Here is a 26,395-nt window from a genome sequence, read left to right on the forward strand (position 1 = left end):
ATCATGCAGCAAAAATATCAAGGTTATAGTGAATTAACAGACGCTTTAAAATCCACCTGTAAAGTATTGAATTTAGACAAAAATTCCCAACTACATCAAGATGTAAATTCTATTTGTAATTATTTAGTTAATCCTAATTTTAAAATTGCCGTATTTGGACCATTTAATCATGGTAAATCAACATTACTCAATGCGATGTTGGGCGATCGCACCTTACCCATTGATTTAATTCCCACCACAGGTGCAGCAATTACCATTAAATATGGGACAACTGTTCGCACGCGAATTATGTTAGTAGATGGTACAGAAATTTATCGCAGCGGAACAGAAATTTTACAACAATTTGCGATTTTAGATGGAAATAGACAGATGCGAAAAGATGTTATATCTGTTGAAGTTTTTTGTCCCCATCCTTTTTTAGAAACAGGAATCGAATTTATTGATTTACCAGGAACTAATGATCGAGAAGCACAGGATAATTTAGTTAAAGATAGATTATTAGGGACAGATTTAGTTATTCAATTATTAGACGCGCGGAAACTCATGACATTAGGAGAAAGAGAAAATCTCCGCGATTGGTTATTAGATAGAAATATTAAAACAGTTATTTTTGTCGCCAATTTTCTCAATTTACTTGAACCAGAAGAACAAAAACAAGTCCACAATCGGTTACTATTTGTCGCTGAAAGTTTTCGCGCTGATTTACCTCCTGGTTTTAGTAATTTATATCGAGTTGATGCTTTACCTGCTTTACGCGCGAGATTAAAAGGTGATACAGCGCTTGCAAATAGTAGCGGTTTAGTTGCTTTTGAAACAGCTTTGCAAAATCTAGTCGGGATTTTACAGCAAAATTCTGGTAATGTGCGTTTACCAAGATTGCAAACTATATCTTCTCAATTACAAACTTTATTAGTTGATAAAATTGACAAATGTGATCAAGAGATTAAAATATTTGATCATAAAGAAAAATCTAAAATAGAAATTAAACAAAAAGCCCAAAATCTAATTTATCAAGGTTTTCAAACCAGTATTTATGAATTAGAAACTTGGTTATCTTTACCTAATTTAGTAACAAAATACCAAGGTGATATTGCGGTTGCACTTGCGGAAAATAATTTGCAATCTTGGCAAACAGGAACTTTTAAAAAAGATTTGACAGAATTACAAAATGCTGTAATGAAATGGCTATATCAAGCTTATGATTTTTTCAAATCAGAACGTCCAGAAGATTTAAAAATTCCCTTTCCCAATCCACCACAATTAACTTTACCAGAAAAACCAAATACTATTAATAGTAGTGATTTAACCGAACCTGGTTCTATTGCTGTAGGTAGTGGAATTGGTTGGTTATTAGGTGGTCCAGTGGGCGCTGCTGTAGTTGGGAGTATTTCTTATGTTTTAAGTAAAAATCTGCAACAAGATGCAAATTCTATTAAAGACTCTTATCATCAACAAGTTGCTAAAATTTGTATCGGTGCGGCTGAAAATTATTTATCTAGTTTTAGTAGTCAAGGTTTATCTATATTAGCTGCATATCAACAAAAAGCAGGAAAAGTAATTTATTTTGTAGAGACTCAAGAACCATTAGCGGTTACTCAGCAACGAGAAGATTTACAAAGATTGCAAAATCAATTTAATCAGTTATTAGCAGAGTTAACAAAGGCAAATATTAGCAGTAAATATCAACCTTATCAATATCAACCTAAACCGGAAAATCCTCAAATACCCAAACAACAAGTTTATACATATACACCTCCCAAACAAAATACGCCTCAAAATCCTCCACCCAAGGTAGAAACTCCACGTCAACAAGTTAATACTCCTCCACCTCCACCAAGTCAACCAGTTAATACCCCACCACCAAACCCCGCAGAATTAGAAGCCAAATTTCAAGCTTGGGAATTTGAACAAGAAATCGCAGAAATAAAAGCGAATATGAAATCATCTGGTGCAAGTCAAAAAGCCCAAACTTCACCAAAAAAACCAGCACAACAAGATAAAATTGCTAACGCTTATAGAGTTTTGGGATTACAATCTAGTGCTTCTTTTATAGAAGTGAAACAAGCTTATAGAACATTGGTAAAAAAATGGCATCCTGATTTGTTTGTGAATAAACCACAAATGCAAAAACAGGTGCAAGAGAAAATGAGGTTAGTAAATGAAGCTTACAATATTTTAAATGATCATCATAGTTAAAATTTATATTAACTTGAGTTTGGACTAACTGGCATTTAGAAGCATGGGGTGTCACATAGTATTATGACTTAATTTTCCTGGGAAGCAGAAGGTGAATCTATCCCTGAAGCAAGCACAATGCAAATTGCTTCTTAATATCAAAGGCACAAAAAAAGAGGTCTTTTTAGACCCCTTGCAAAATCAAAATAAAATAATGTTTGATTTATAGAAATTAAGACAAACCAGCATTAGTACCTTGTTTACCGGTTGCTAATTCCACTTTAACAATCTTGCCGCCCATTTTTTGAATCCGTTGTTGTTCACGGAACCAATTTTCATAAGGAACTAACTTAGTAAAGTAAGTATTTTGTAATTCGCGTTGGGTGCGAGTCCGAGATAGGCTAGGAACACAAGCAGTTACTTTAAATAGACGAGCCATTTTGTTTTAAATCTCCTGATATTGTTTGGGAAACTTTTTTATCTCAAATATCTTGAGTGAAAATCTTTAATTTATCTGTAAGGATTTAGCTATCAGTGGTCAGCTTTTTTAAATTTTATGCCAAAAATCGTATTTGATTACTTATCAATATATCAAATATTCTGACTCCTGACTCCTGACTGGTCACTGAGCGAAGCCGAAGTGCTGACTCCTTACAATTATTTTTTCCAAGGCTGGAAATCAACCATCAGCACCAGACTGATAACACTTACAATCAATTAGCAAGAGAACCTTCTAGCAATCATGATTGATCTCCAGACCTTAATAATGCCGCACCTACATCACTAAGTGCAAAGCTAACTCCTAGCTCAAGCCAGAGGAGATATAGTCGAAGTAAACGCCCATTTCTTTACCAGCGTCAGGACCAACCAAACTAGCGGTTACTTCCTTCATAGCACTGATAGCTTGAATTGTAGCTCCTACTGGTACTCCCAAGGAGTTGTAGGTTTCTTTCAAACCATTCAATACACGCTCATCCAAAATGGAAGCGTCGCCAGCCAACATAGCGTAGGTAGAATAACGCAAGTAGTAATCCAAGTCACGGATACAAGCTGCGTAACGACGGGTGGTGTACATATTACCACCGGGACGGGTGATGTCAGAGTACAACAAGGATTTAGCTACAGCTTCTTTAACGATCGCAGCAGCATTAGCACTGATGGTTGTAGCTGCACGAACGCGCAGTTCACCAGTAGCGAAGTAGCCTTTTAGCTTTTCGAGAGCAGCGGTATCAAGGTATTTACCTTGAACGTCTGAAGAATTGATAACGGAGGTAATTGCGTCTTGCATTGTTGTTTTTTCCTTATTTCCAACCTTATTGCTACAGTTTGAGTTTGAGCCGAGTTACAGCTAAAACTTACTGCATTGCACCAACAACGTAGTCGAAGTAAGAACCAGCTTCACCGGAGTCTTCAGCAGACAACAAGGTAGCAGCAACGTTCTTCATAGCGGCAACGCCACCAGCAACTGCATCAATGGGAGTACCCAAAGATTTGTACATTTCGCGTACACCAACGATACCGATTTCTTCGATGGCTGTAACATCACCAGAAACGATTCCGTAGGTAACGAGACGGAGGTAGTAGTCCAAGTCACGCAAGCAAGTAGCTGTCATTTCTTGACCGTAAGCGTTACCACCGGGGGAAACAACGTCAGGACGTTTTTGGAACAATTGGTCGCCAGCTTGCTTAACAATGCGCTCGCGGTTTTCGGTCAATACTTGAGCGATGCGGAGACGTTGTGCGCCACCTGCAACAAAACCTTTGATTCTATCTAATTCACCGGGGCTGAGGTAGCGAGCTTCCGCATCAGCATTCACGATGGCTTTCGTGACGATACTCATTAATGGATTCCTCCAAAACTAATGGAACCAGAATTTGATTAAACTGGTACGACTTTATGTGGTTGGCAGTGACTTGACAACTTGATTTACATTTTTAGCCAGATTGTCTGGATTTGGTGTAAACCAGGTGGAAAACTCAATTACCTCCCGCAAAATATTGTCCAGTATTATGTTGAGCATTTATTACTGCTCTTAATATTTTGTAACACTTATTTTCAGATTCACTCATTCTCAGGGAACAGGGAACAGGGAACAGGAAACAGTAAAAAGCCTGTGAAATCCAGATTAAATGGTATTTTCTGAATCATGAGGGAGAAGAAAGGAAGAATTATCTTTTGCCTCTTGCCTCTTACCTTCTTCCTGTCACCTGTCACCTGTTACCTGTCACCTATCACCTATCTATTAGGAAGACCACCTGTTAAAACAGAAGGAGATAAGCTAGACCAGGATTGTTTCACTAGGTCGGCTTCAGCTTGAACACTGCCTAAATAGTTACCTGCTGGTAAAGAGGGATAGCGTTTGTAGGGAACAACGTCTTCACCAAAGTAGCGAGCATACTCAGGACTGTTAACAATTGCCTCTACTGCTGCCCGTAAACCGCTATCAGCCAATAGTTTGTTATATTGACGGATTTCGCCTTGGGTAGCGGGTGCGCGTCCCAAGAGGTGACGGAATAGGAACTCAATTACCTTGGTGTTGGGATAGGGGGTGTAGAACCGTTTGCGATAGATTTCGGAACTGGCTAGTTCGAGAACAAATTCACGGACGGTAATTTCGCCGTTACGTAATTTGCTATCTAAGTCAGAACGGCGGAAATAAGCAGGTACTTGACCGCTAAATACGTCCATGACTTGGACATAGATAGCATTGATTACCTGATTGGTTTCTGGGGAATTTGTGCCAGTGGTAGCACGGTAAATCCGGGCTGGTTTGCGACGGCTTGTACCGACACCAACTTCTACAGATTGACCACGACCATCGTTGAAAGAACGACCCAACTCAATAAACAAGGGTTTAGTCTTGTCCATTTTCTTGGCTTGGGCTGCTAAATCTGCGATCGCCTTCGCTAGAATTGGTGTATTCTCAGTTTTAATCCGAGGCTTCACAGTCTCAAAACTAGGAACAACCAAATCATCATTTTGCTTGGTTAATTGGTTGTAAAGCTTCTCTGTATTGGGGAAATTAGCCGCAGGTAAAGTGGGGAAGCGACGGAAAGGAACGGTATCTTCACCAAACACCTGACCATATTCAGCACTTTCAACCATCGCGCTAATAAAGGCACGAATCCCTTGAGTAGCCAGGATTTGGTTATATTTACGAATTTCCGCTTGGTCAACAGGAGCGCGACCCAAGAAATGCTTAGTACCCAACTCAATTACTTTTGTATTGGGGTAAGGTGTGTAGAACTCCTTCAGGTACAGGCTAGAGTAACCCAAACCTTGAATAAATTCCCTAACGGTAATTTCACCATTTACCAACTTACTTTCGAGAACCGTGAACTCGTTCTTAGAGATGTAAGGAGCAATATCTCGCTCGAAAATCTGCCGATAAGCGCCGCTAATCACAATTTCCGCCGCAACCTTGTCATTCTTAACTGCTGTCAGTTTGAAGACCTTGGTTTGCTCACGTTGCTTAGTAACACCTTGGTTAATGCGGAAATCAATATCTGGTTCAGTCCGCATTTCTGTGACTGCACCCAATTCCACAAAGCGAGGAGTTTCTTGTTTTTCAACATTTGCCACATCCTCGCGGATAGTTCCCACACGCAATTGACGTAAGGACACACCCGCAGGAGTTAGATAGCGCTCGTAAGGAACAGTATCTTCATTAAATGCTTGGCTGTATTCATCACTGTCAAGAATGGCATCAACGACCGCATAGAAGCCCTTCTTAGCTGCAATATCAAAATACTTGTTGTTCTCTTCCCGACCATAGGTAGGACGACCTAATAAGCGACGGTGAATATATTCAATCGCTTTACAAACATAGAGAGAAGTCCAGTACATCTTGCGGAATAAATCCGACTTCGCCAACATCCGCACAAACTCGCGGACAGTGATATCGCCGTTTTCCAGCTTAATTTCTGCAACCTTCAGGCGTTGACCTTCGTAAACATCACGACCGAAAACTTGCAGGTAACAAGCCTTAATTACCGCTTGGGTAGAACTTTCGGAGAACTTGACACTTACACCAGTAGGAGCTTTTCTGCCAATAGTTCCAGGTAACTGGTCTAACTTAAATACCTTAGCACCCAAAGTACCAGGAGCAACACCACGCGCACCAGGATTACTCAGTTGGTTATTGATACCAGGCCCTTGGTGAATCAAGATCCGACGGGTATCCTTACTGAATGGTGCAGGACTGCTGCTGGGGTTGCGAGTTTCTTTCGGGAAAATCGCCCCAAATTGGATTTCCAAGGGGTCATTACCAGAACCGTAGGGATGTTGGTCAGGTAATGGTTGTTCGTAAGCCGCAAAAGTTGTAATAAACTGAGGAACTTTGCGGAAAGGCGCACTGTATTTAAACAGGTCTTGCTGTTGTCCCCAGTTACGACATTCTTGGGCTTCTTGACCCAGACCGCGAATGTAGGGAACTGTTTCTTCGCCAAAGTAATCGCTGTATTCGGTAGAATCTACCAAAGCATCAACTAAACCTGCCAAACCTTTGAGTGAGACAATGGCAAAGTATTTTTGCACTTCTTCACGGCTACTTGGACCCCGTCCTAAAATGTGACGGAACGCCAATTCAATCACCCGGCTGTTAATAAAAGGCTGATAAAACTGTTTTTGGTAAAGGGGAGATTTAGCAAGACGACGAATGAACTCCTTCATGGAGATGTCGCCATTTTTAACTTTAGATTCCAAGTCAGAAATAGACAAGCTATAAGCACGGGTAATATCGCGCTCAAATACTTGACGATAAGCAGCTTTGATAATTTCAGTCTTCTCGCTAGAAGACAAACCGGGCTTCATGGCGTATTTAGGACGACGTTCTGCTGCGACAGCGTAAATTTGCGGCAGTTGTAGCCCTTGTTGGTCGCCGGAAGGACGTTGACGGACTTTAGCTGAAGGTGTAGGGGCTTTAAATTCTGTCAGCAACACATCCATGTACTGAGTCACAATTTCTGTAGCTGCGGCATCTTTACGGAAAAAGGATAAAGAAGCAGCTTTGATTTCTTGTAAAGCAACGATGGTTGCTTCCCCAGAACAAGCATTTTCAATAATTTCCCGTAAACCTCTGGTATTGACAGAGATGATGTTGGGGTCGCCAGCCACAATCGAGTATGTCGCATAGCGTAAGAACCAGGACAAATCCCGTAAACTCTTGGCCATGTTGCTAGGCCCATAACGAGCGACGTTAATGGGTCTAAAGCCTGGAGGTGTTGGTCCACCAGCAGAAGTATTGAAGATAGAACGCAGGTTTTCAAAGAAACCACCACGACTTTCAACGTAGGTGACTGTTCCTAGTTTCATGCCCTCTTGGACATTAGCACCTGCGCCAACCATCGCCAATTCTCGTTCTTGGGGCTTTTCTAAGAAGGCCATTGGTGAACCACCAATGAAAATCCGGTTAGCCGCACGAGAAACGATAATCTCGGAATTGTCGGTCAAAATCTTGGCAATTTCTAACCGCTTTGCACCGGAGGCAAAATAGCTGCTAAGTTCACTGAGTTCACCTCTTCCCAAAAAGCGGTCTTGTTGTTCCGCTTGGGAAATGGTAGAGACAGGTAAGGTTTGATATAGTTGCGGACGCGCAACTGAGCTTCCACCGCTTGCCTTAACACTCATTGGTTCTTTAAGACTCCTATCATAACTGTTTATATGTTAAGCCTGAGTTATTTATTTTAAGGCTTGACATTTGTGCGTATCTATGTATGTTACGCCTATAAAACTCCAGTAAATTAACTGGGTCAATTTTTAGATTAGAACGTTTTGCGTTTACGCTGTTGGTTTATTAAGAAGTATGTCGAATCTGTAATCTAAATTTGATATCCAAGAAGATACATACTTCGATTTTCTTGGCTGAACACAGATTTTATCCCAAATTCTGCACCAATTTAATTCTTAAACTTATTTATAAAGCCAGAAATAGACGGTGGGCAAAAATGAGAAAGATTATGTTGATAACAGGTTGATAAATGCCTATCTTGTTTTTACTACTATCAGCCTTAAATTACTAGGATTTACGCATTGACAAGATTCTCCAAATATGTAACGTGAATTTTATCCCTTGTAGGGTGCGTCAGATAGAGGAAATCTGTTTTTTTGTCAAAATATCGTGTCTGACGCACCCTACTCAATAGGTTATTCCCAAAGCCGAAAACGACGCAATTTCGTTCATTCATATCATGGCAAGTTTGTACAGTGCGTAAGTCCTAATTACTTAAAATTAAGATAAATAAGTGAAAATACGACTCAATATATGGTGTTCGTGGTTAATCCTATCTTAACCTCAGTAATTCTCATTTTGAAAAAGATAGAGTATTGACCCCGACTTTGGAATTCAGAATATAGTACAAGATAACTAGTTTTTATCCATTGCCTCTCGCTAAGAAAACAGCCCGGTTGAGAAATAAGTACAAATACTCAATAAACTAGAGGGATTACCTGACAACGAACCGGGAAAATCCAGTTCATTACCCCGTTAGGGTTTTTGAATAGGGAATTCAAGGGAAATAAAAATTTAAGTAAGTAGGTGAACACAATAAAACCAATCTGTGTAAAGAAAAGTAAAATCGCCTAAACCCTCTTCACTCTTGCCTCTTGCATGAGTGCCTCTTGCCTTGCCATAACGACAATTTTTAACGCCCACCTACTTAGTGGTAAGTATGTAGTGATAATAAATTCTCCTCTGGATAATTGTTACATACACCCACAGGATGAATTATACAACTTTTTTATTTAGTGTCTAGAAGATTAATATTATCTAGCTGGCTTATGCTTGGCTAATTTAAACGCTGATAATAAGAGAATTGTCCCTAAAATTAAATACAGTAAAGAACTGGATACATAATTCAACAAATTGCTGCCAATAAAAGCACCAAGAATTGAACCAGAAGCCATAAAAACAATAAATTTTTGCTCTGATTTAACTTCCTGTAATCGTTGCTGACTTCTGAACTTAAATAAACCCATCATAATAGTAGGAATGCTAATTGCTAAACTCAAACTTCCTGCCAATTTGATGTCAACTGCAAATAACAAAATTACCGTGGGGATAATCAACTCACCACCGGCTACACCAAGCATACTACTAAATATGCCAATCACAATACCTGCCACAAATCCAATACTGATTCTCAACAAACTTGGCAATTGTAAACTACCAACACTAAATATAAAATTATGCCCAATTAGCACAAAACTTAATAAAACCAGAAAAATCACAACAACACGATTTAAAATTCGTTCATTAATTCGCGTAGCGTAAGAAACCCCAATATAAGAACCAATCAAAGATCCTGCTAAAATATTGATGATGATGGCAAAGTGAGCAACAACATTTTCAATACCAATGACACCACTACGAAAAACAAACGAGCAGGTAACAGTAACTAAACTAACAATGAGATTGATAATAATTGCCGGAAGAGTGCGATAATTAAAAATGCTAATTAGTACAGGTAACCGAAACTCTGCACCCCCCAAACCGATTAACCCACCAAGAACTCCCACCAAAGCACCCCAAGTAAACGCCCAAATACTTCGCATCCCTATCTCCAAACTCACACTGTAAAAGCGGCATAATGAACACATCTACCACATCCCCGATTCGCTTAGATTTTTACTATCAGCAAATCAAGACAATTATTTTAGCGCGTCAAAACCCGATTACTGGGTTATTACCGGCGAGTACCGCTATTACTGCTCATGGTGATTATACAGATGCCTGGGTGCGAGATAATGTGTATAGTATTTTAGCCGTTTGGGGTTTAGCTTTAGCCTATCGCAAATTAGATCATGATGATGGACGCACCTATGAGTTAGAACATAGTGTGGTTAAATTAATGCGGGGTCTGTTGTTTTCTATGATGCGACAATCCCATAAAGTTGAAAAATTTAAACATACACAATCTTTATTAGATGGACTTCATGCCAAGTACAATACAGCTACAGGTGATATAGTCGTCGGTGATGATGAATGGGGACATTTGCAACTTGATGCGACATCTATATTTTTATTGATGTTGGCGCAAATGACCGCCAGTGGATTATCAATTATTTTTACATTGGATGAAGTGAACTTTGTCCAAAACCTAGTTTATTATATTGGTCGAGCTTACCGCACACCAGATTTTGGGATTTGGGAACGGGGGAATAAAATTAATCATGGTAGTGCAGAATTAAATGCTAGTTCCTTGGGAATGGCTAAAGCAGCTTTAGAATCTATAAATGGATTAAACTTATTTGGTGTTCATGGTAGTCAAGCATCAGTAATTCATGTTTTACCAGATGAAATTGCTAGAGCCAGAATTACTTTAGAATCATTATTACCCAGAGAATCAGGTTCTAAAGAAGTTGATGCGGCGTTATTAAGTATTATTAGTTATCCCGCTTTTGCGGTGAAAGATGAAGCATTGCGAGAGCGCACCTTTAATGAAATTATTAATAAACTTGAGGGAAAATATGGTTGTAAACGGTTTTTGCGAGATGGACATCAAACCGTTTTAGAAGACACCGAACGCCTTCACTATGAACCTGGTGAACTTAAACAATTTGAACATATTGAATGTGAATGGCCATTATTTTTCACTTATTTAGTTCTTGATGGATTATTTCGCGGTGAACAAGCACAAGTTGAAAAATATCAGCAACTTTTACAATCATTGTTGGTAGAACAAAATAGGTTACAGCTATTACCAGAAATTTATTATGTTTCTGAAGAAAATATAGAAGCTGAGAAATTAAATCCTCAGTCTCAGTTAAGATTACCAAATGAAAATATTCCTTTAGTTTGGGCGCAAAGCTTATATTATTTGGGTGAAATGTTAAGCGAAGACTTAATCTCTTTAGGTGATATTGATCCTTTAGGAAGACATTTAAACGTCGGAAAAAAGCGTAGTGCTTTAGTTCAAATTGCTTTAATAGCAGAAGATGAAGCTCTACAAACGCAATTAGAAGTATATGGAATTGAAACCCAAACTCCTACCCAAGTTGCACCAATTCAAATTAGAAAATCTGAAGAACTTTCCCAAATTTATACGCAAATTGGCAGAAATGATCAATTGGGTTTAACGGGTCGTCCGCTGCGAAGATTGAGAAGTTTGACCATATCAAGATTCTTTCGGATTCGAGAGCAAACAGTTGTCTTTTTACCATCATTTCTAGATTCTCAACAGTTTTATTTAACTCTTGATTATCATTTTTTGGTAGATCAAATTAGGGGGGAATTGGCTTATATTCAAAAATATTGGAGTGATTTAGGTCGGCCGACTTTGACTTTAATGATTACTCGAACTATGTTAGAAACTGGTTCGGAAGCATTATTAGAATTAATGCAAGAACTCAAAGATGGTATTTGTAACGGAGTCCAGGTAAAATTAGGAAAACTCAATCAATTAATGCTGACAGCCGCATTGCAAAGAATTGATTTTTTGTCAGATGCACAATTTTCTCAGTCAGCAGTTGCAAATAGAGGTATTCGTTGTTATTACCTGACTTCTCATTTAGAAAAAAGTTGGTCTTTGGGACATACCCAAGAATTCCAAATGGAATGCGAAACTAACTTAGATTCATTATTAGACTATTTGCGCTCATCAGAAAATATTTATGAGCAAATTGAATTACTGCAAACTTTAACTCGGTTACAGGGTTTAGAATTTGATACGGGCTATGCGGGTCCTACCCATGCTGTCACTGTAGCCGATTTACTTGATGAAGTTTATACTAAAGCCGGGGATTTAGGGCTGTGGGCGGTGGTGCGACGGGCTGCGGGTTTACGCCAAATGCTGGATATTGGCTTATCAGACGCGATAACGAGTATTTTGGTTCAAGGTAAGCAAATTGCAGTTGGGAGGGCTTATAGTCAAGCTTCTTTGATAGTTGTTCCTATATCTGGAAGTGAGATTACTGAGAAAATTAATAACTTCTGTCGTGAGGATATTCGAGATAGAGTTTTAACCCAAGAAATATTAATTTATCTCGGTGTCTTAATCAAGTCAGAACCAGAATTATTTCGCGGATTTCTGACATTAAGAGTCGGTTATTTGATTCTTTTAATTACTAGCGACATAGCCAAAGAATTCATCCTCACCCAAGATGAAGCTTATGAAAGATTAATGCAATTATCACCTTTTGAAGTGAAAATTCGTTTGCGTCAAGTGTTAACTGGATATAGTGGCGTGAGTAGTTTATTACGTCAACAGGAATCATTGCACGTTAAACAAAAAGAAAGTGATATTGCTTGGGTTGTCCAACCTGTAATTAGTGAAGCAGCAGAAGTTCCTCCTGATGGTTGGCGGAGATTTCGTCAAGCAGAAGGGGCATTAAATCGTGTACCTAAAGACTTTTTTAAACAAGTTTGGCTATTAATGCAGCATTGCAAAGGTCTAGTAATTGGCGATAAATTAGAACGACGGAATCGGTTAGAAAGTGAAATTATGCTATCGGAAATGACAGCAGGAGAAAGGAATTTTGCTTTATTAGTTGAACATTTACTGAATAAAATTGAAGCTCCAGAATATCGCCAAGTTAATGTAGAAGCCTTGATGGAATTGGCTAAAATTGTGGCTAATAACCCTAAATTGCAAATTGAGGAATATATAGTTTTGGATGTGTTAATCGGTCACGCAGTCCGGTTAGCGTGGTTAGAAACTCATCCCCATCGCCAGGATAATTATGATGAAGATAAAACCAGTGCATGGCCATCATTTTATAATAGCTCTCCTCAAGATAGTGCTAATTATATTTTGAAAGCGTTCAGGTTCTTGACTGAGTTTGTTGAAGATGTTTAAACTCAAGGTTTTTTCAGCATCTTTCACGTAAAATAAGGAACACTTCGACAAGCTCAGTGCATCGCAGGGAACAGAAAAATCAATTGTGTAGTTAATTAATTCTGTTCCGCTGCTTATTGCTATGTCTATCAGTTTAGTCTACTTTGGCATACACCAACAAGTTCTTGTATTCTTCAATTTTGTGCATTTTTCCCTGTTTTACAAATGATTCAATTATTGGTTGAGCATGACCCCAGCCAATTGATTTTGTATAGAAGAGAATTTTGCCATTGGGATTCAGTTTACTCAGAAACATAGCTAGAAGAGATTCTTCATTATGATGCAAAAAAGGTGCTTCTTCAGGCATATAAAATTCGCCTAGATGAAACAGAGAAATTACATCGAGCATGGGTAAAGAACGGTCTGTCAAGGTGTATATATCTGTACAAAGAACTTTGTAATACTTGAAAAGTAGACGATCTTTAAGAGATAATCGGATATATTCTTGATGTTCTGGTGCAGAAGCGGTAATCCCAATAATTTCATTTGGTTGAGAAAATTTCTGATTTTCCAATCCTAGAATATGATGAGAACCTGTGCCAAAATGGAAGATAGTTTGATCTTGAATATTATGCTTTTGTAAATATTCAACTAATTCAAGATCACATGGACAACGTTCTGGTTGTAATTCCCAAGATGATTTTTCGCGGTAGTAATCAGCGCCAACCCATTGTGGTAAAACTGGGCGAGAAAAACTCAAAAAATAGTAAAGTCTTGCTAAGTGGCGATTTGTAAAAACTATGCCCCGAACGGTTTGTCTAATATTAGTAACCATGAATTAATAAACCTCAATAGTTTGGAAAAGATGTTTTTGATATGTTGGATAAAAGGCGTACTCAGTGAGGATGCTACAAATATTCATCAGCAAAACTACAATAAAGCTATATAAAGTTGGCCCAATTCATTCAAATTTATTGAGCCAAGTAAATTGACATCCTGGATTATTTTTGTAATTGTTGTGCTTGATGGCAACAGACAAATGATTACTGATGATTTACTTGAGGCTTGAGTTATCCTATATGGATAAAATTCATCAAAATCCCTGAAAACCTGCTCTATCTGATTACCCAAAAAAATACTGGGTGCTGAGTTTCTAGAACTTAGGCAAGTCTAACATAGGAAAAATAAAGCTAACATCAAGTACAGATGAAAGTTTAATTAACTTTTGCTATGGCGGTGATCACGCTTGATGCAATATATAGTAAAAACCTGTTGTGGACGGAGTTACTATAATTGAGGGCGGGGTTTCCCCGCCCCTACGGAATATTCTCAAATTTTGCTAATTTAAGCTTCAATGACGACGCGCAAGTTACCGCGTTTTTTAGCAACTCGACAAGCGGTAGTGCTACCAACTCGTTCAAATTCTAAATCTAAAATTGTGCCACCAATACGCAAGTTATGAAAAGATAAATTGTTAATTGATTCTGGCAAGGCTGGGTCAATAATTCGCAAACAATTATTCTGTGCGTCTGGGACTAAATTCACCATCATTTGCAAGAGTTGAAAAATGCTACCTGTAGCCCAGGCTTGGGGAGTGCAAGCAACGGGATACTGGACGGGAGCATTATCACCGTTCATTTCATAACCACAAAATAGTTCTGGGGGGCGTTGATAGGGTTGCTGGGAGGTCATGTTGAATAACCCTTGAAATAGTTCCAGCGATTGATCAATTAAACCGAGCGATCGCAATCCCATTGCAATCATAGAATTATCATGAGGCCAAACTGAACCAGTATGATAACCCATTGGATTATAAGCTGGTGACAAGCTACTTAAAGTTCTAATTCCCCAACCATTGAACATATCCGCCGCCCGCAGTCTTTCCGCCACACTATAGGCTTTTGCAGAGGTAAATATCCCCAAATTTAAACACTGGCCAGGATTAGAACTAATACTATCTACTGGTTTACCTTCTCCATCTAAAGCTAAAGCACAGAAATCTTCATCTTCTAACCAAAAATCTTGGTTAAACTTAGCCCTGAGTTGTCTAGCCTCTTTTTGCCAAAGTTCTTCTAAATCTGGACGTTGTTGAATTTTGGCAATTTCTGCAAGCCGGTTTTTTGCTGAATAGACATAAGCTTGCACCTCACACAGAGAAATAGGCCCTGTGGCTAATTCCCCTTTGCGGTTGACAATACAATCACCAGAATCTTTCCAACCTTGGTTAATTAAACCACCTTTAGATTTACGAGCATAGCTGAGATAACCCGTTTCTTGGATTTGACGATCAATCCAACCCATAGCCGCCAAAGCATTTGGCCACAGTGCTTCTAAGGTTTCTTGATCATGAGTCCAACTGTAATATTCAGCATACAACATTAACCACAGCGGCGTAGCATCCACCGTCCCATAGTAGGGTGTGTGGGGAATTTCTTGACATCTAGCCATTTCTCCCAACCGCAGTTCGTGTAATATCTTGCCCGGTTCTTCTTCTCGCCAAATATTATCCGCTTGACCTTGATATTCTGCCAATAGTAGCAAGGTTTCTTTGGCAATTTTGGAATTCAACATCAAGGTTTGGGACGCAGTAATGATGGAATCTCGACCAAACAAAGTGGAAAACCAAGGAACTCCAGCAGAAACAGTTTTATGTTTGCCAAAGGACTGAAGCAACAAATATATATCTTGTTCAGCCCGCGAAATGACGCGATTAAAAAGACTTCTATCTGAGCTAATGCGAGTAATTTGCTGCAACCAATTTTGCTCCTCCATTAATTCAGCGGCTTTTGCCTGTGCTAAAGTAGAGGCAGCACTGATAGTAGAACTAGGTTGGTTATCAGTGAACATATTTAGCCGATAACCTAACTTCTTAGTTTCATGAGCTGCCAATTCTATCCGCCAAACTGCCGTAGAACCGTGAAAACGAGTTGGTTGCAAATGCTGAAATTGAATTAGAGACTCCATAATCGAACCATCTAAACCCTGATATGCTAGGGTAAGAGATTCTTCTTTGTATGATTGAGGAGACACAGGTGCAACATGATCAGATGTTAATTCATTTAAATGTAAAAGTCTTCCCCGTTTTTGGCGATGATGACCTCTAACTTCAAATAAATCCACAAAATCAGCATCAAAACTCAGACTCAGTTCAAAAACAATGCTGGTAGTGTTGTAGTTAGCAACTTCTATTTCTTCAAATAATGCGCCATTGAGAACCAATTCTCGACGAATACCCACAGTATCGGCCTTAAAAAGATTCTCTAAATCAGGATTGGTACATAAAACCGAGAGAGCAAATCCCTTGTCAGCATTACTACTCAGTAATATAGGCGATCGCCCTTCAATCTGTAACTCCAAACGACTCAAAAACCTTGTATCACGGCAAAACATCCCCATACTAGGAGTGCTACCATAAAGGTAACAATCGGAAATATTCCCCATCGTATCTGTCACCAGGAATAAATCATCATCTTTAACTGTAATGGTTGGCTGTGGTCTTTGACTGACAACACAAGGCCATTCGGAAATCTCTTTTTGGTCTGCGGGGGTAAAAGTTCTGTTGTCGAGGACAATTGTTTCTGGAATCATCAATGTATCCGGTGTCATTAGCCAAAGTTACCTATACAGGTGTAAATTTGCTCAAATCAATACTGTTAACAGAGAAAAGTAATTAAATCAAAGACAATGAATTTCTATAAATGTATACCTTATGAATTAGAAGTCAAGCCTGAAAACTGGCTGTTTTCCAATAGTTTATTCCTTCCTCAACATTGAGAGGTGCTAGAGGTAGAGAATACTTACTCAGGCATAAAATCTCATAAAAGTAGAAAGAGGTGAAGAAAAAATACCCACTACATTGGTTTCTTTTCATACTAATTTTGAATAAATAAGATCCCCCACTTCTCTAAGAAGTCGGGTATCTGACCACCTTAATTTTGTTTAGCAAAACCATTATGTCAACAACATCAGAAATTGCCGTTGAGTTTCAAAATACCAGTTTTGCGATTAATCACCTTCCCCTATTATCTAACTTAAATTTGAGCATTCATCAAGGGGAAGCCTTAATTTTATTAGGGCGCAGTGGTAGCGGTAAAACTACGACTTTAAAATTAATTAATCATTTACTTGTCCCCACCCAAGGACAAGTTTTAGTCCAAAATCGGCCGACAACTAACTGGGATGTCATTAAACTGAGAAGACGGATAGGTTACGTCATCCAAGAAACAGGTTTATTTCCTCATTTTACCATCGCGGAAAACGTAGGACTTGTACCATCTTTAGAAAAATGGTCTGCACAGAAAATTCAAAATAGAGTCTATGAAATGTTAAACTTAGTGGGATTAGAACCAGAAAAATTTGCTCAACGTTATCCCCATCAATTATCAGGAGGTCAACGTCAACGAGTGGGAGTTGCTAGAGCATTAGCTGCAGATCCACCTATACTATTAATGGATGAACCTTTTGGCGCACTCGACCCAATTACCCGTTTAGAATTACAACAACAATTTCAATATTTACAACAACAATTAGGAAAAACCGTGATATTTGTCACCCATGACATTCAAGAAGCCTTCTTTTTAGCCACAAGAATTGGTTTAATGGATGCAGGAAATTTAGTCGTATTAGGAACTAGAAGAGAATTTCTCCAATCTCAACATCCAGAAGCAAAAGCATTTCTAGCTTGTTTAAATATTGGTAATAATTGGGAGCAACTTAATTAGAATGAATATTAATTTAATTTTTGTAGGTTGGGTTGAACGGAGTGAAACCCAACATTAGTGGCAGATAACAAGGAGTATTGGGTTATGCTTTCGGCACACTACGTGAACGTTCCTTAACCTAAGCTACAATAAATTTTGTTTTAAATAAAGGAAATAGTAGAGCCATTAAAACTAGATAAAAAATCCAAAAATTATGTTTTTATTTCAATACGGTTCAGAAATAATTATCCGCAGTGGAGAACATTTAATTTTAGTCATTGTATCCTTAACAATAGCCATTTCTATTGGTCTTCCTATTGGCATTTTTATCACTCGTCAACCAACATTGGCTGCTCCCATTCTTGGTTTAGCAAACGCCATTCAAACTATCCCTAGTTTAGCTATCTTTGGTTTTTTAATTTCCGTGCCTTTTTTGGGAGGAATTGGCAAAACTCCCGCTATATTTGCCTTAACTCTTTATGCTTTACTTCCCATAATTCGTAATACTTACATTGGCATTAATAGCATCAATCCCGCCATTAAAGAAGCCGGCATAGGCATGGGAATGACAGATCAACAATTACTATTACAAGTAGAGATTCCCCTAGCTTTACCAGTCATTTTGGCAGGTGTGAGAGTAGCCACAGTTATATCCGTAGGAATAGCCACAATTGCTGCTGCTATTGGTGGTGGTGGTTTAGGAGTATTTATTTTTCGCGGTATTTCCACAGTTAATAATGAATTAATTTTAGCCGGAGCAGTTCCCGCAGCTTTAATTGCTTTAAGTGCAGATTTTGGTTTAGGATTACTAGAAAAAAACCTCACAAAACAAATAGCAAATAAAGGTAAATTTAATCAGCAGATAGGCATTATTTTCGGAATAATCACTTTAATTATCGCTGGATTAATCGCTTTTAACTATCAACAATCACCAGCAACAATTATTATCGGCTCAAAAAATTTCACAGAACAAGTAATTTTAGGGGAAATATTGGCACAACACATAGAAAATCATACCAAATTAAAAGTAGATCGTCGTTTTAATTTAGGCGGAACATTTATTGCTCATGAAGCAGTAAAAGCGGGAAAAATTGCCGGCTATGTAGAATATACAGGAACTTCATTTACAACTATTTTAAAAGAAAAACCAATTGGTGATCCTGAGATTGTTTATCAGAAAGTCAAAGCATACTATGACCAAAAATTAAAACTAGCAGTGATGAAGCCTTTAGGCTTTGAAAATACCTTTGCCATGATTATGCGTGGAGAAGATGCCAAAAAATGGCAAATTAAAAGCCTTTCTGAAGTTGGTAAATATAGTCCGCAAATGAAAGCAGGATTTGGTTATGAATTTTTAGAAAGAGCAGATGGTTATCCAGGATTATCCAAAACCTACAACTTAAAATTTGCTAATATCAAACAAATGGAATTAGGATTAATGTATCAAGCATTAAAAGAAAAGCAAGTAGATTTTATTGCTGCAAATTCTACAGATGGTTTAATTCCAGTGTTAAACTTAGTGATTTTAGAAGATGATAAAAAATACTTTCCACCATATCAAGCCGTACCTATTTTTAATCAAGAAATTCTCCAAAAATATCCAGAATTAACAGATACAATTAATCAATTAGGAGGTAAAATTTCCACAACAGAAATACAAAAGATGAATTATCAAGTAGATAATCAATCTCAACCAGTGGAAAAAGTTGTCAGTGAGTGGTTAAAATCTCAACAATTATAGATTTTCAGATGTTTGATTCTCAAAAATATAAACCTTTTTATAAATGTCATAGAAAAATACCTTCTTTTTTGACATTATAATTAAAGGGAGTATTTTCATTTTCAAACTTTGCTAAAGAGATAAAGTGACGAGAAATAACAACATCGTTGTTTAGACAAATGTTTGAGATTATTTGACTGGTTTTATCAATTTCATGATAGGGGTTAATCTCTGATTTTAGAACAACCAGAATATCAATATCAGAAAATTCTTTAGCGTCTTCCCTCGCTTGAGAACCATATAAAATAATTGCTTCCAGTTGGTTTCGATAAAGTTCTTGCAACGCTTGTTTAACTTCTTGTAATATCAAATCAAGCTGTGATTTGTTCATTCTTTAAGCTATTGTGCATATAATAATGTGGATTATAATGATGTAGGTTGGGTTGACGTTAGGAAACCCAACATTGATAGGCTTTTGTTGGGTTGTGCTATCACTTAACCCAACCTACGAAAACTTATTTACCACCACATAGTTCCTGGTTCACCTTTAAATGGTCCAACAATATCAGAAGTAATCCACCCTCCGTAAAAATCACCTGTTTGCGCTTTAACTAATTCATCATTCACAAAACAAGCATCCATTAAACTAGGATAAAAACTGTAATATTCTTGAATTGAGATAAAATTAGGACTGGGTTGAATATATCGCCAAGCAGCATTATTTATGTATTTATCTCCTACGGAAACATCATAATATTGACACCAACCTTTCCATTCACACCAAGTTTTTCTAGGTGTCTCAATTAAATGTTCTAACTTAATATCTTCAGCCGGAATATAATAACCGGGAGGATGACTTGTTTCTAAGACTCTTTTAGCTTGATGTGTTTGCGCCAAAACAATCCCATTCACAATTATCTTCAGATGTTTGTTAGTATCTTCTAAAATTGCCGGACGGGGATAGTCCCAGACTGATTCTTGGCCTGGTTGCGGGGGGATAGGATTTGGTTTCATGGTTAGTCAGTTGCTTTTGTAAAATTGTCAGTGAAATTTTAAGAAACTTCTACATCTACACTACTAGATAATTTGAGAGTTTTAATTTTATTCTCAAGAATACTCACAGGAAACATAATTCCTAGTTTCTTGGTAGGATGATTAAGTGTTTTAAATACTCTGTCCCAAAATCCATGAATACCATAATTTCCATTAAAATTAGTGTGATGAAGATCATGAAAGTCTGAGGGAATGAAAAATATTGACAAAGAACTATGTCCTTCTAAATTATAAATGTTACCTATTAAAGTCCATGCACAAAGTTGAGTAATATCATATCCAAAGATAAAGATAGGTAAAACATCTGTAATGGTAACAATAATATATTCCACAAGGCTTTTATGTCCGGCTACAAAACTTGATGTATCTTGAAATTCATGATGTTTAAGATGAATTTTAAGAAATGGTTTTGTATGAAATAACCTATGGGCTACATAAAAGCAGAAATCAGCCGCAACTATTCTCATCAAAAACCATCCCAAATTTAAAAGTAAACTATTACCTCTATGAACTTCTGGGGCTAAATATAGTATGATTAATGCTGCTATTAAACTTTTAATTTCTCCTGTAATTATACCTGTTAAAGTGAAAGCAGGAAATGATTGCTTTTTTACTTTTTTAACTCTTGCAGTTAATTTTTCAGTTAAATTATCTTTACTTTTGATGAATTTTTCAATGAAAAAACCAATAGCATAAAATGAGATAGAACCAAGCAGCCAGTATAGTAATACCTGGGTGATAAAATTAAGTTCTATATTATTGAACAAAAAATAAAATCCCTGCTGAACCATTGTACAAGCAATAGCAATCTTGAGATAAAATTCTAACTCGAAACAGCAATTAAAGAACTTTTGCATTTTTGTAACCCATAAAAATCATCTCAGTCAATGTTTAGAGATAAGATAATTCAAGATGTAAAAAGTATCTTGATCACGTTGTTTTAGACAATATCATTTTTGGTAAATTTAAGAAAAATTCCCAAAATAAAACTTAACTAACTACCTAATTTAACCAAATTTTTTAGAGATAATAACTTGAGAGAAAAAGAGTATACCAAATTAATTTTCCCTATTTTCATTACCAGCAGGAAGTAGAATACCTTCCATCAATAAAGTATCCATAAACATCTTCCGCAAACTTCGCTGGATCTGAATATGTTTTCCCGGCTTTACCTTTGTCAATGTTCGCAGCAACAAATTAGATTCACCCATACTTTCTACACCATCTACTAGAGTGGGTTCAAGGACATCAGGATCATTTGTTTTTAACTGTTGTCCTATTTCTTCAATCACTTGATATATATGAGTTAAATTAGAATCGTAAGGTAGATAAACTTCCACTACTGCAAATATGTACTGTTTGGAGTAATTGGTAATTGAGCCAATATCTCCATTACGGATAATCTGTAATTGACCATTAGGATGTCTAATACGGGTAGTTCTCAGTTCAATAGCTTCAACAGTACCTTCTACTGTTTTCTCTTCAACTTTCCCAGCCTCAATATAGTCACCTACCAAATAGTAGTTTTCAAAAAGAATAAAAAAGCCACAAACTATATCATTAATTAGTGTTTGTGCGCCTAAACCCACAGCGATACCAACAATCCCAGCACCAGCTAAGATAGGAGTAGGATTAATATCAAGAATATAGAGAATAGAAACCGCAACACTGAAGTAAACTAAATATTGTAATAAACTACGAAACAAAGGAATCATAGTTGAACGTCTGCTTTTTTGGGTGTCAGTCAAATCCTGATCTTTGAATAGCACCTCTTCTAGCAGTAAGTAAATCACCTCAAATATCACACGACTTATGAAAATGATGGCGATGATTTTGATAATTTTTAAACCAAAAGTGGCCAGCTTGGCTATTAACTGCACTTGCTGAATTACCAAGGTGACAGTGCAGACGTAAATCACAAATTCCAAACACCGTTTCAAAAAGGGAATCAGGTGTTGGAGACGATCATAAAATCTCAACAGATTATCAGGACTGGAGTATTTGAAGCTCAGAACATCTAGAATATCAACAATTGCTGCAACTGCTTTGAGAATTAGTAATCCCACACCAATGATCAGATAGATTCGTAGTGCGATATATAGATATTCGGAAACTACTGCGGGTAATTTGAGAACTTGGGTACAAGCAATCAGAACCCATAACCAAATTCCACCTCTGATTCTTTGATTGAGTGCAGTAAAAAAAGCGTCAATACTTTCATCGTCGGCGGTATTTTGATCTAAGTTCTTGGCGCGATTACTAGCTATCTTTAACCAATATTTAATAATTTTCAGAGCGAATATTGCTGCAATTACAACACCAGCACTTTTAGCAATACCAATTCCTAATGTCATCCAAAATCCTGATGGAATCTTGCGAAGCAGGGATATTGTATATTGTTGCAGGTCTTCACCCCGATAGATCAGATAACCATTAGCACCGACAATCAAAATGCACAATACTATGCAACCAAGTAATAATAAACCAGTAATATTGCGGCGCAGAATTTTGATTTTTAAATCATCACCCTTCAATATTGATAATCTCACCAACGGCTTGAATAACTTACCTACAAGCCATCTTAATATTAGAAAAACAATTATTAAAATGCCGACTTCAGCCAAAATAATTAATAGGTTCATAGTTAGGAAATTTTCGCCTTCTCATGATATCCAAATACCCAAATCCTCAAAGAATTCGGGTATATCTATTCTGAACTTTCTCAATTGTTGCTGTTTTGCATCGGTTTATATTTTTCTGGTTCTGTTCTCAACTCTACATACAGAGAATCAATACCTTCTTGTTCTAAAAGTTCCAAGATGGCTAAATTTAAGTTTTTCTCAGCATCAAAGTAGAGATTGTCATCATTAACAAATGCCATAACTTCAATAACTCTGGCATTCTTTTCAATGTTTTTGAAACGAATTGTACACTTAGGAGAAAAACCAGGAATAGATTTTGGCATTTGTTGAATAGCATCACAAATTCTCCCGGTTTGCTTGGCGGAAATACCATCAATTTTGAGAATTAAATTTAATCCCCACTTTAATTCTTCCCCTGGATTTTGTGACCAATTATCTACAATTCCAGAAATCATGCGAGAATTGGGCATTTTCATGATTGAACCCCACTTAGCTAGATGCAGTGTTGTTGTTCTAAATCCAATACTTTTTATCTCCACAAAACCATCTAATCCTGATATTCCTACCCAGTCACCTTCACGATATAGATTATCAGAATAGATAATCACTGTACAAAACCAATCATAAACAATGTCTTTGAAGAGTAAACCTAATGTGATACCAGCACCACCGAGTAAACCCACAAGCGCAGCAGCAGATTGTCCTAAAAATATTTCGCTGATTTTAATTGCCAGTACAATAATTGCTGCTGATTGAAAAATTTTCGGCATCAAAGGTCTGAGCAATTCATCAAGTTCAGTTTCTGTTTGCAGGACAACGTTAGCAATTAATTGACCTAAAATTGAAGAGCTACGATAAACAACATAGCCAACAATGAAAATAACTACTAGGTTCAGACTTTTACCAATAGTATCGGTTAATTTAGAACCTAATTCCTCTGCAAGAATTTCCTTGGTTAGCCAAAATCCACCAATGAGAATTAGCCAGTTTAAAGCTGGCTTAATAATAGCAATTAATTCATCATCAAGGGTAGTCTCTGTTTTGCTTGTGAACTTTTCAATGGTTTTAATGATTACTGCCAGAAAAAACCTTCTTAATGTCTGTGTCATCGTCAGAATGACAATTACAGCAGCAATTTTAGCAATAGGAAAATTGGAGTAATTGATACTTTTGAGCGCGTTCCAGATAGCTTCCATTTTTTACCCTGTTAGACGTTTGAGTCTGTTGATTTTTGATCATTGGATGATTTTTATCAGCGTTCAGGATTTTAATAGATATTTAAATCTTGTTTTCTGAATGCTGGCAAAAAATTTATTAAATTTGACAAAGAATCAATCCAAACCACCCTTTTTTATCTGTCCAAGTTTTCACAGTTTTTAATCCTTTACTGTGCAATTGTTTTTCAATAGTTGCTAAATCAAATTTACGGGAAATTTCTGTTAGGATACTTTCTCCTGCTTCAAAGTGAACCTTTAAATCCAAAACATCTAAAGATACCCAATGACTTTTTTGGCAATGTAAATACATTTCAATTTGATGATCAACGTGATTATAAACCGCTTGGTGTTTAAACAAACTGATATCAAAATTACCTTGAAACCGCCAATTTAAATGAGAAAGCATATTTAAATTAAAAGCAGCAGTCACTTCTTGACTATCATTATAAGCAGCTTCTAAAATATCCTTGGGTTTTTGTAAATCAATACCTAGCAAAAAGTAATCTCCTGGTTGTAAAGTTCGAGAAACTTGATTTAAAAAAATATCACATTCTTCTGGGTTAAAATTGCCTAAAGAACTTCCCAGAAAAAACAACATCCGCGATTGTAAATAATTTGATTCTAGATGAACCAAAGCTTGTTCATAAGTTCCTAGTAATCCATGAATATCAATATCAGGATACTTTTGTTGTAACTGTAAAACACTAGTTTTCAAAATACCTCCACTAACATCAATAGGGAGATATCTACAATTACCAGCAATTTTTTGATAAGCAGTTAGTAAAGCTTGAGTTTTTGTGGAACTACCACTACCTAATTCTATCAATTCACAACAATTTGTAATTTCGGCAATTTCATCAGCGTATTGTTGTAAAATCCAGGCTTCTGTGCGAGTTGGGTAATATTCTGGTAACTCACAAATTTGTTCAAATAATTGAGAACCAGGATCATCATAAAAATATTTGGGTGGTAAATTTTTCGGTTTTTCAGTTAATCCCTTAATGACATCTTTACCATCAATACTTAATTCTTGATAATGATGATCTAAAACTGTTAAAGGTTGGGTAATCATTTTGTAAAATCCTCTAAGGTGGCTATCAGATCGTAGTTTTTCACTCTCCCCCCACTTTCGAGAGTTTATAGGGTAGGTAGAAGTAGGGGTATGCATGATATGGTAATGTAAAAAAATCCGCAATGTAATTGAAGCCAAGAGGGAATGAACCGACTGAGTAAAGAAGACCTGGCACAAATGAACCGAGACTACTTCCAATCTCTGGACAAACAGAAATTGGTGGAAGTGGCGGAAAATCTTCATCAACTAGCAGTCGAGCAACTAGAAAAATTAGAACAAAACTCTGGCAATAGTTCCCTACCCCCATCATCAGACCACTTCAAAAGCCCAAAAAAATCGGGGTTAGAGGAAGAAGACCCGTCACAGGAGTCAGAATCACAAACAGAACTTAAGCAGGAAAAAAATCTTCTTTCAGAAGAAGGAACAACACCAAAAAACCAGGAATTAGCCAAAAAAAAGCCAGGAAAACAACCAGGGTCTCAAGGTAGATGGCGGACAAAGCCCTTAGTGGCAAGCCAAACCATACCGCATTATCCTCTAACTTGTGCCTCGTGTAATAGTGCTTTAGAAATAGACCCACAAGCAAAACCACACATGGGGTATTACGTATTGGAACTAGAAAAATTAGAGTTAGGGATCGAAGTCAAGTGTACCCTTCATCACTACTACCAGGCGACTTGCACTTGTGGACACCAGACGAAAGAAAAGCCATTGGTCGGTTACATTTCGGTAGTTGAAGGAAGAAGTAGAGATTTATGTTTGCAAGAGTACGGGCTTGTCGGTCCAATGTTGGCAACGTTTATTGCGTCTCTAGGGATACGATACCGTATATCCCGACCGAAAATTAGAGAATTGTTGAATGATTGGGTAGGTGTGTCACTTTCAGTGGGAACAATCGACAGATGTATTCGAGAAGTAGGGATAGCTTGTTCTCCAGTAGTTGAAGAATTAATTGAACAATTGCAATCAGCGGAAATAATTCACCTTGACGAAACATCTTGGTATGAGAAAGGTAAATATCGCTGGTTATGGGTGGCCATTAC

Annotated in this window: 18 protein-coding genes; 5 read left to right on the plus strand and 13 right to left on the minus strand. The window is 37.3% G+C overall.

All coding sequences use genetic code 11. The annotated features are described in order from the left end of the window. Positions 1–3 precede the first annotated feature (3 nt). Positions 4–2,196, plus strand: coding sequence for a dynamin family protein (locus FJR05_RS25495; RefSeq protein ID WP_168646686.1), 2,193 nt, complete (start codon positions 4–6; stop codon positions 2,194–2,196). Positions 2,197–2,407: 211 nt separating this feature from the next. On the opposite strand, the gene FJR05_RS25500 is transcribed toward FJR05_RS25495, so the two are convergent. The 5 genes from FJR05_RS25500 to FJR05_RS25520 all read right to left on the minus strand — a co-directional run bounded on the left by FJR05_RS25500 (position 2,408) and on the right by FJR05_RS25520 (position 9,727). Next, positions 2,408–2,614 (minus strand): phycobilisome linker polypeptide, encoded by a 207-nt coding sequence (locus tag FJR05_RS25500; protein ID WP_027402734.1) that lies wholly within the window; start codon positions 2,612–2,614, stop codon positions 2,408–2,410. 363 nt (positions 2,615–2,977) lie between these two features. Next, complete coding sequence (gene apcB / locus FJR05_RS25505) at positions 2,978–3,463, minus strand: allophycocyanin subunit beta (protein WP_027402733.1); 486 nt, start codon at positions 3,461–3,463, stop codon at positions 2,978–2,980. Positions 3,464–3,530: 67 nt separating this feature from the next. Further along, positions 3,531–4,016, minus strand: a complete 486-nt coding sequence (gene apcA, locus FJR05_RS25510; RefSeq protein ID WP_039203384.1) for an allophycocyanin subunit alpha — start codon at positions 4,014–4,016, stop codon at positions 3,531–3,533. A gap of 395 nt (positions 4,017–4,411) precedes the next feature. Further along, the gene (locus FJR05_RS25515) at positions 4,412–7,804 is read right to left on the minus strand and encodes a phycobilisome rod-core linker polypeptide (RefSeq protein ID WP_168646687.1); all 3,393 of its coding nucleotides are present in this window, start codon (positions 7,802–7,804) and stop codon (positions 4,412–4,414) included. A 1,134-nt stretch (positions 7,805–8,938) separates the two neighbouring features. Next, complete coding sequence (locus FJR05_RS25520; protein ID WP_174783858.1) at positions 8,939–9,727, minus strand: sulfite exporter TauE/SafE family protein; 789 nt, start codon at positions 9,725–9,727, stop codon at positions 8,939–8,941. A gap of 35 nt (positions 9,728–9,762) precedes the next feature. On the opposite strand from FJR05_RS25520, the gene FJR05_RS25525 reads away from it, so the two are divergent. Further along, positions 9,763–12,969, plus strand: coding sequence for a glycoside hydrolase family 15 protein (locus FJR05_RS25525; protein ID WP_168646688.1), 3,207 nt, complete (start codon positions 9,763–9,765; stop codon positions 12,967–12,969). A 133-nt stretch (positions 12,970–13,102) separates the two neighbouring features. Here the strand turns inward: FJR05_RS25525 and FJR05_RS25530 are convergent, their stop codons facing one another. Together FJR05_RS25530 and FJR05_RS25535 are read right to left on the minus strand one after the other, a co-directional pair. Continuing rightward, positions 13,103–13,783, minus strand: coding sequence for a hypothetical protein (locus FJR05_RS25530; RefSeq protein WP_168646689.1), 681 nt, complete (start codon positions 13,781–13,783; stop codon positions 13,103–13,105). 509 nt (positions 13,784–14,292) lie between these two features. Next, the gene (locus tag FJR05_RS25535; RefSeq protein ID WP_168646690.1) at positions 14,293–16,554 is read right to left on the minus strand and encodes an amylo-alpha-1,6-glucosidase; all 2,262 of its coding nucleotides are present in this window, start codon (positions 16,552–16,554) and stop codon (positions 14,293–14,295) included. A gap of 347 nt (positions 16,555–16,901) precedes the next feature. Between FJR05_RS25535 and FJR05_RS25540 the strand changes: the two genes are divergently transcribed. Both FJR05_RS25540 and FJR05_RS25545 read left to right on the plus strand, forming a co-directional pair. Then, entirely contained in the window at positions 16,902–17,669 is a 768-nt protein-coding gene (locus FJR05_RS25540) for an ATP-binding cassette domain-containing protein (protein WP_168646691.1), read from the plus strand. 193 nt (positions 17,670–17,862) lie between these two features. Next, the gene (locus FJR05_RS25545) at positions 17,863–19,389 is read left to right on the plus strand and encodes a glycine betaine ABC transporter substrate-binding protein (protein ID WP_168646692.1); all 1,527 of its coding nucleotides are present in this window, start codon (positions 17,863–17,865) and stop codon (positions 19,387–19,389) included. Positions 19,390–19,435: 46 nt separating this feature from the next. Here the strand turns inward: FJR05_RS25545 and FJR05_RS25550 are convergent, their stop codons facing one another. The 6 genes from FJR05_RS25550 to egtD all read right to left on the minus strand — a co-directional run bounded on the left by FJR05_RS25550 (position 19,436) and on the right by egtD (position 25,352). Then, positions 19,436–19,759 (minus strand): nucleotidyltransferase domain-containing protein, encoded by a 324-nt coding sequence (locus FJR05_RS25550; RefSeq protein ID WP_168646693.1) that lies wholly within the window; start codon positions 19,757–19,759, stop codon positions 19,436–19,438. 128 nt (positions 19,760–19,887) lie between these two features. Further along, positions 19,888–20,382, minus strand: coding sequence for a DUF427 domain-containing protein (locus tag FJR05_RS25555; RefSeq protein ID WP_168646694.1), 495 nt, complete (start codon positions 20,380–20,382; stop codon positions 19,888–19,890). A 38-nt stretch (positions 20,383–20,420) separates the two neighbouring features. Further along, on the minus strand, positions 20,421–21,278 hold the full coding sequence (locus FJR05_RS25560) for a sterol desaturase family protein (protein ID WP_168646695.1): 858 nt from the start codon (positions 21,276–21,278) through the stop codon (positions 20,421–20,423). A gap of 201 nt (positions 21,279–21,479) precedes the next feature. After that, positions 21,480–23,063, minus strand: a complete 1,584-nt coding sequence (locus FJR05_RS25565) for a mechanosensitive ion channel family protein (protein ID WP_168646696.1) — start codon at positions 23,061–23,063, stop codon at positions 21,480–21,482. A gap of 80 nt (positions 23,064–23,143) precedes the next feature. Then, complete coding sequence (locus FJR05_RS25570) at positions 23,144–24,259, minus strand: mechanosensitive ion channel family protein (RefSeq protein WP_168646697.1); 1,116 nt, start codon at positions 24,257–24,259, stop codon at positions 23,144–23,146. Between the two features lie 118 nt (positions 24,260–24,377). Then, on the minus strand, positions 24,378–25,352 hold the full coding sequence (gene egtD / locus FJR05_RS25575) for an L-histidine N(alpha)-methyltransferase (protein WP_168646698.1): 975 nt from the start codon (positions 25,350–25,352) through the stop codon (positions 24,378–24,380). Between the two features lie 144 nt (positions 25,353–25,496). Between egtD and FJR05_RS25580 the strand changes: the two genes are divergently transcribed. Beyond that, positions 25,497–26,395: transposase (locus FJR05_RS25580; protein WP_168646699.1), on the plus strand; the 899-nt coding region annotated here is incomplete at its 3' end.

Source organism: Dolichospermum sp. UHCC 0259 (genome assembly GCF_009711935.1).
GTDB lineage: Bacteria > Cyanobacteriota > Cyanobacteriia > Cyanobacteriales > Nostocaceae > Dolichospermum.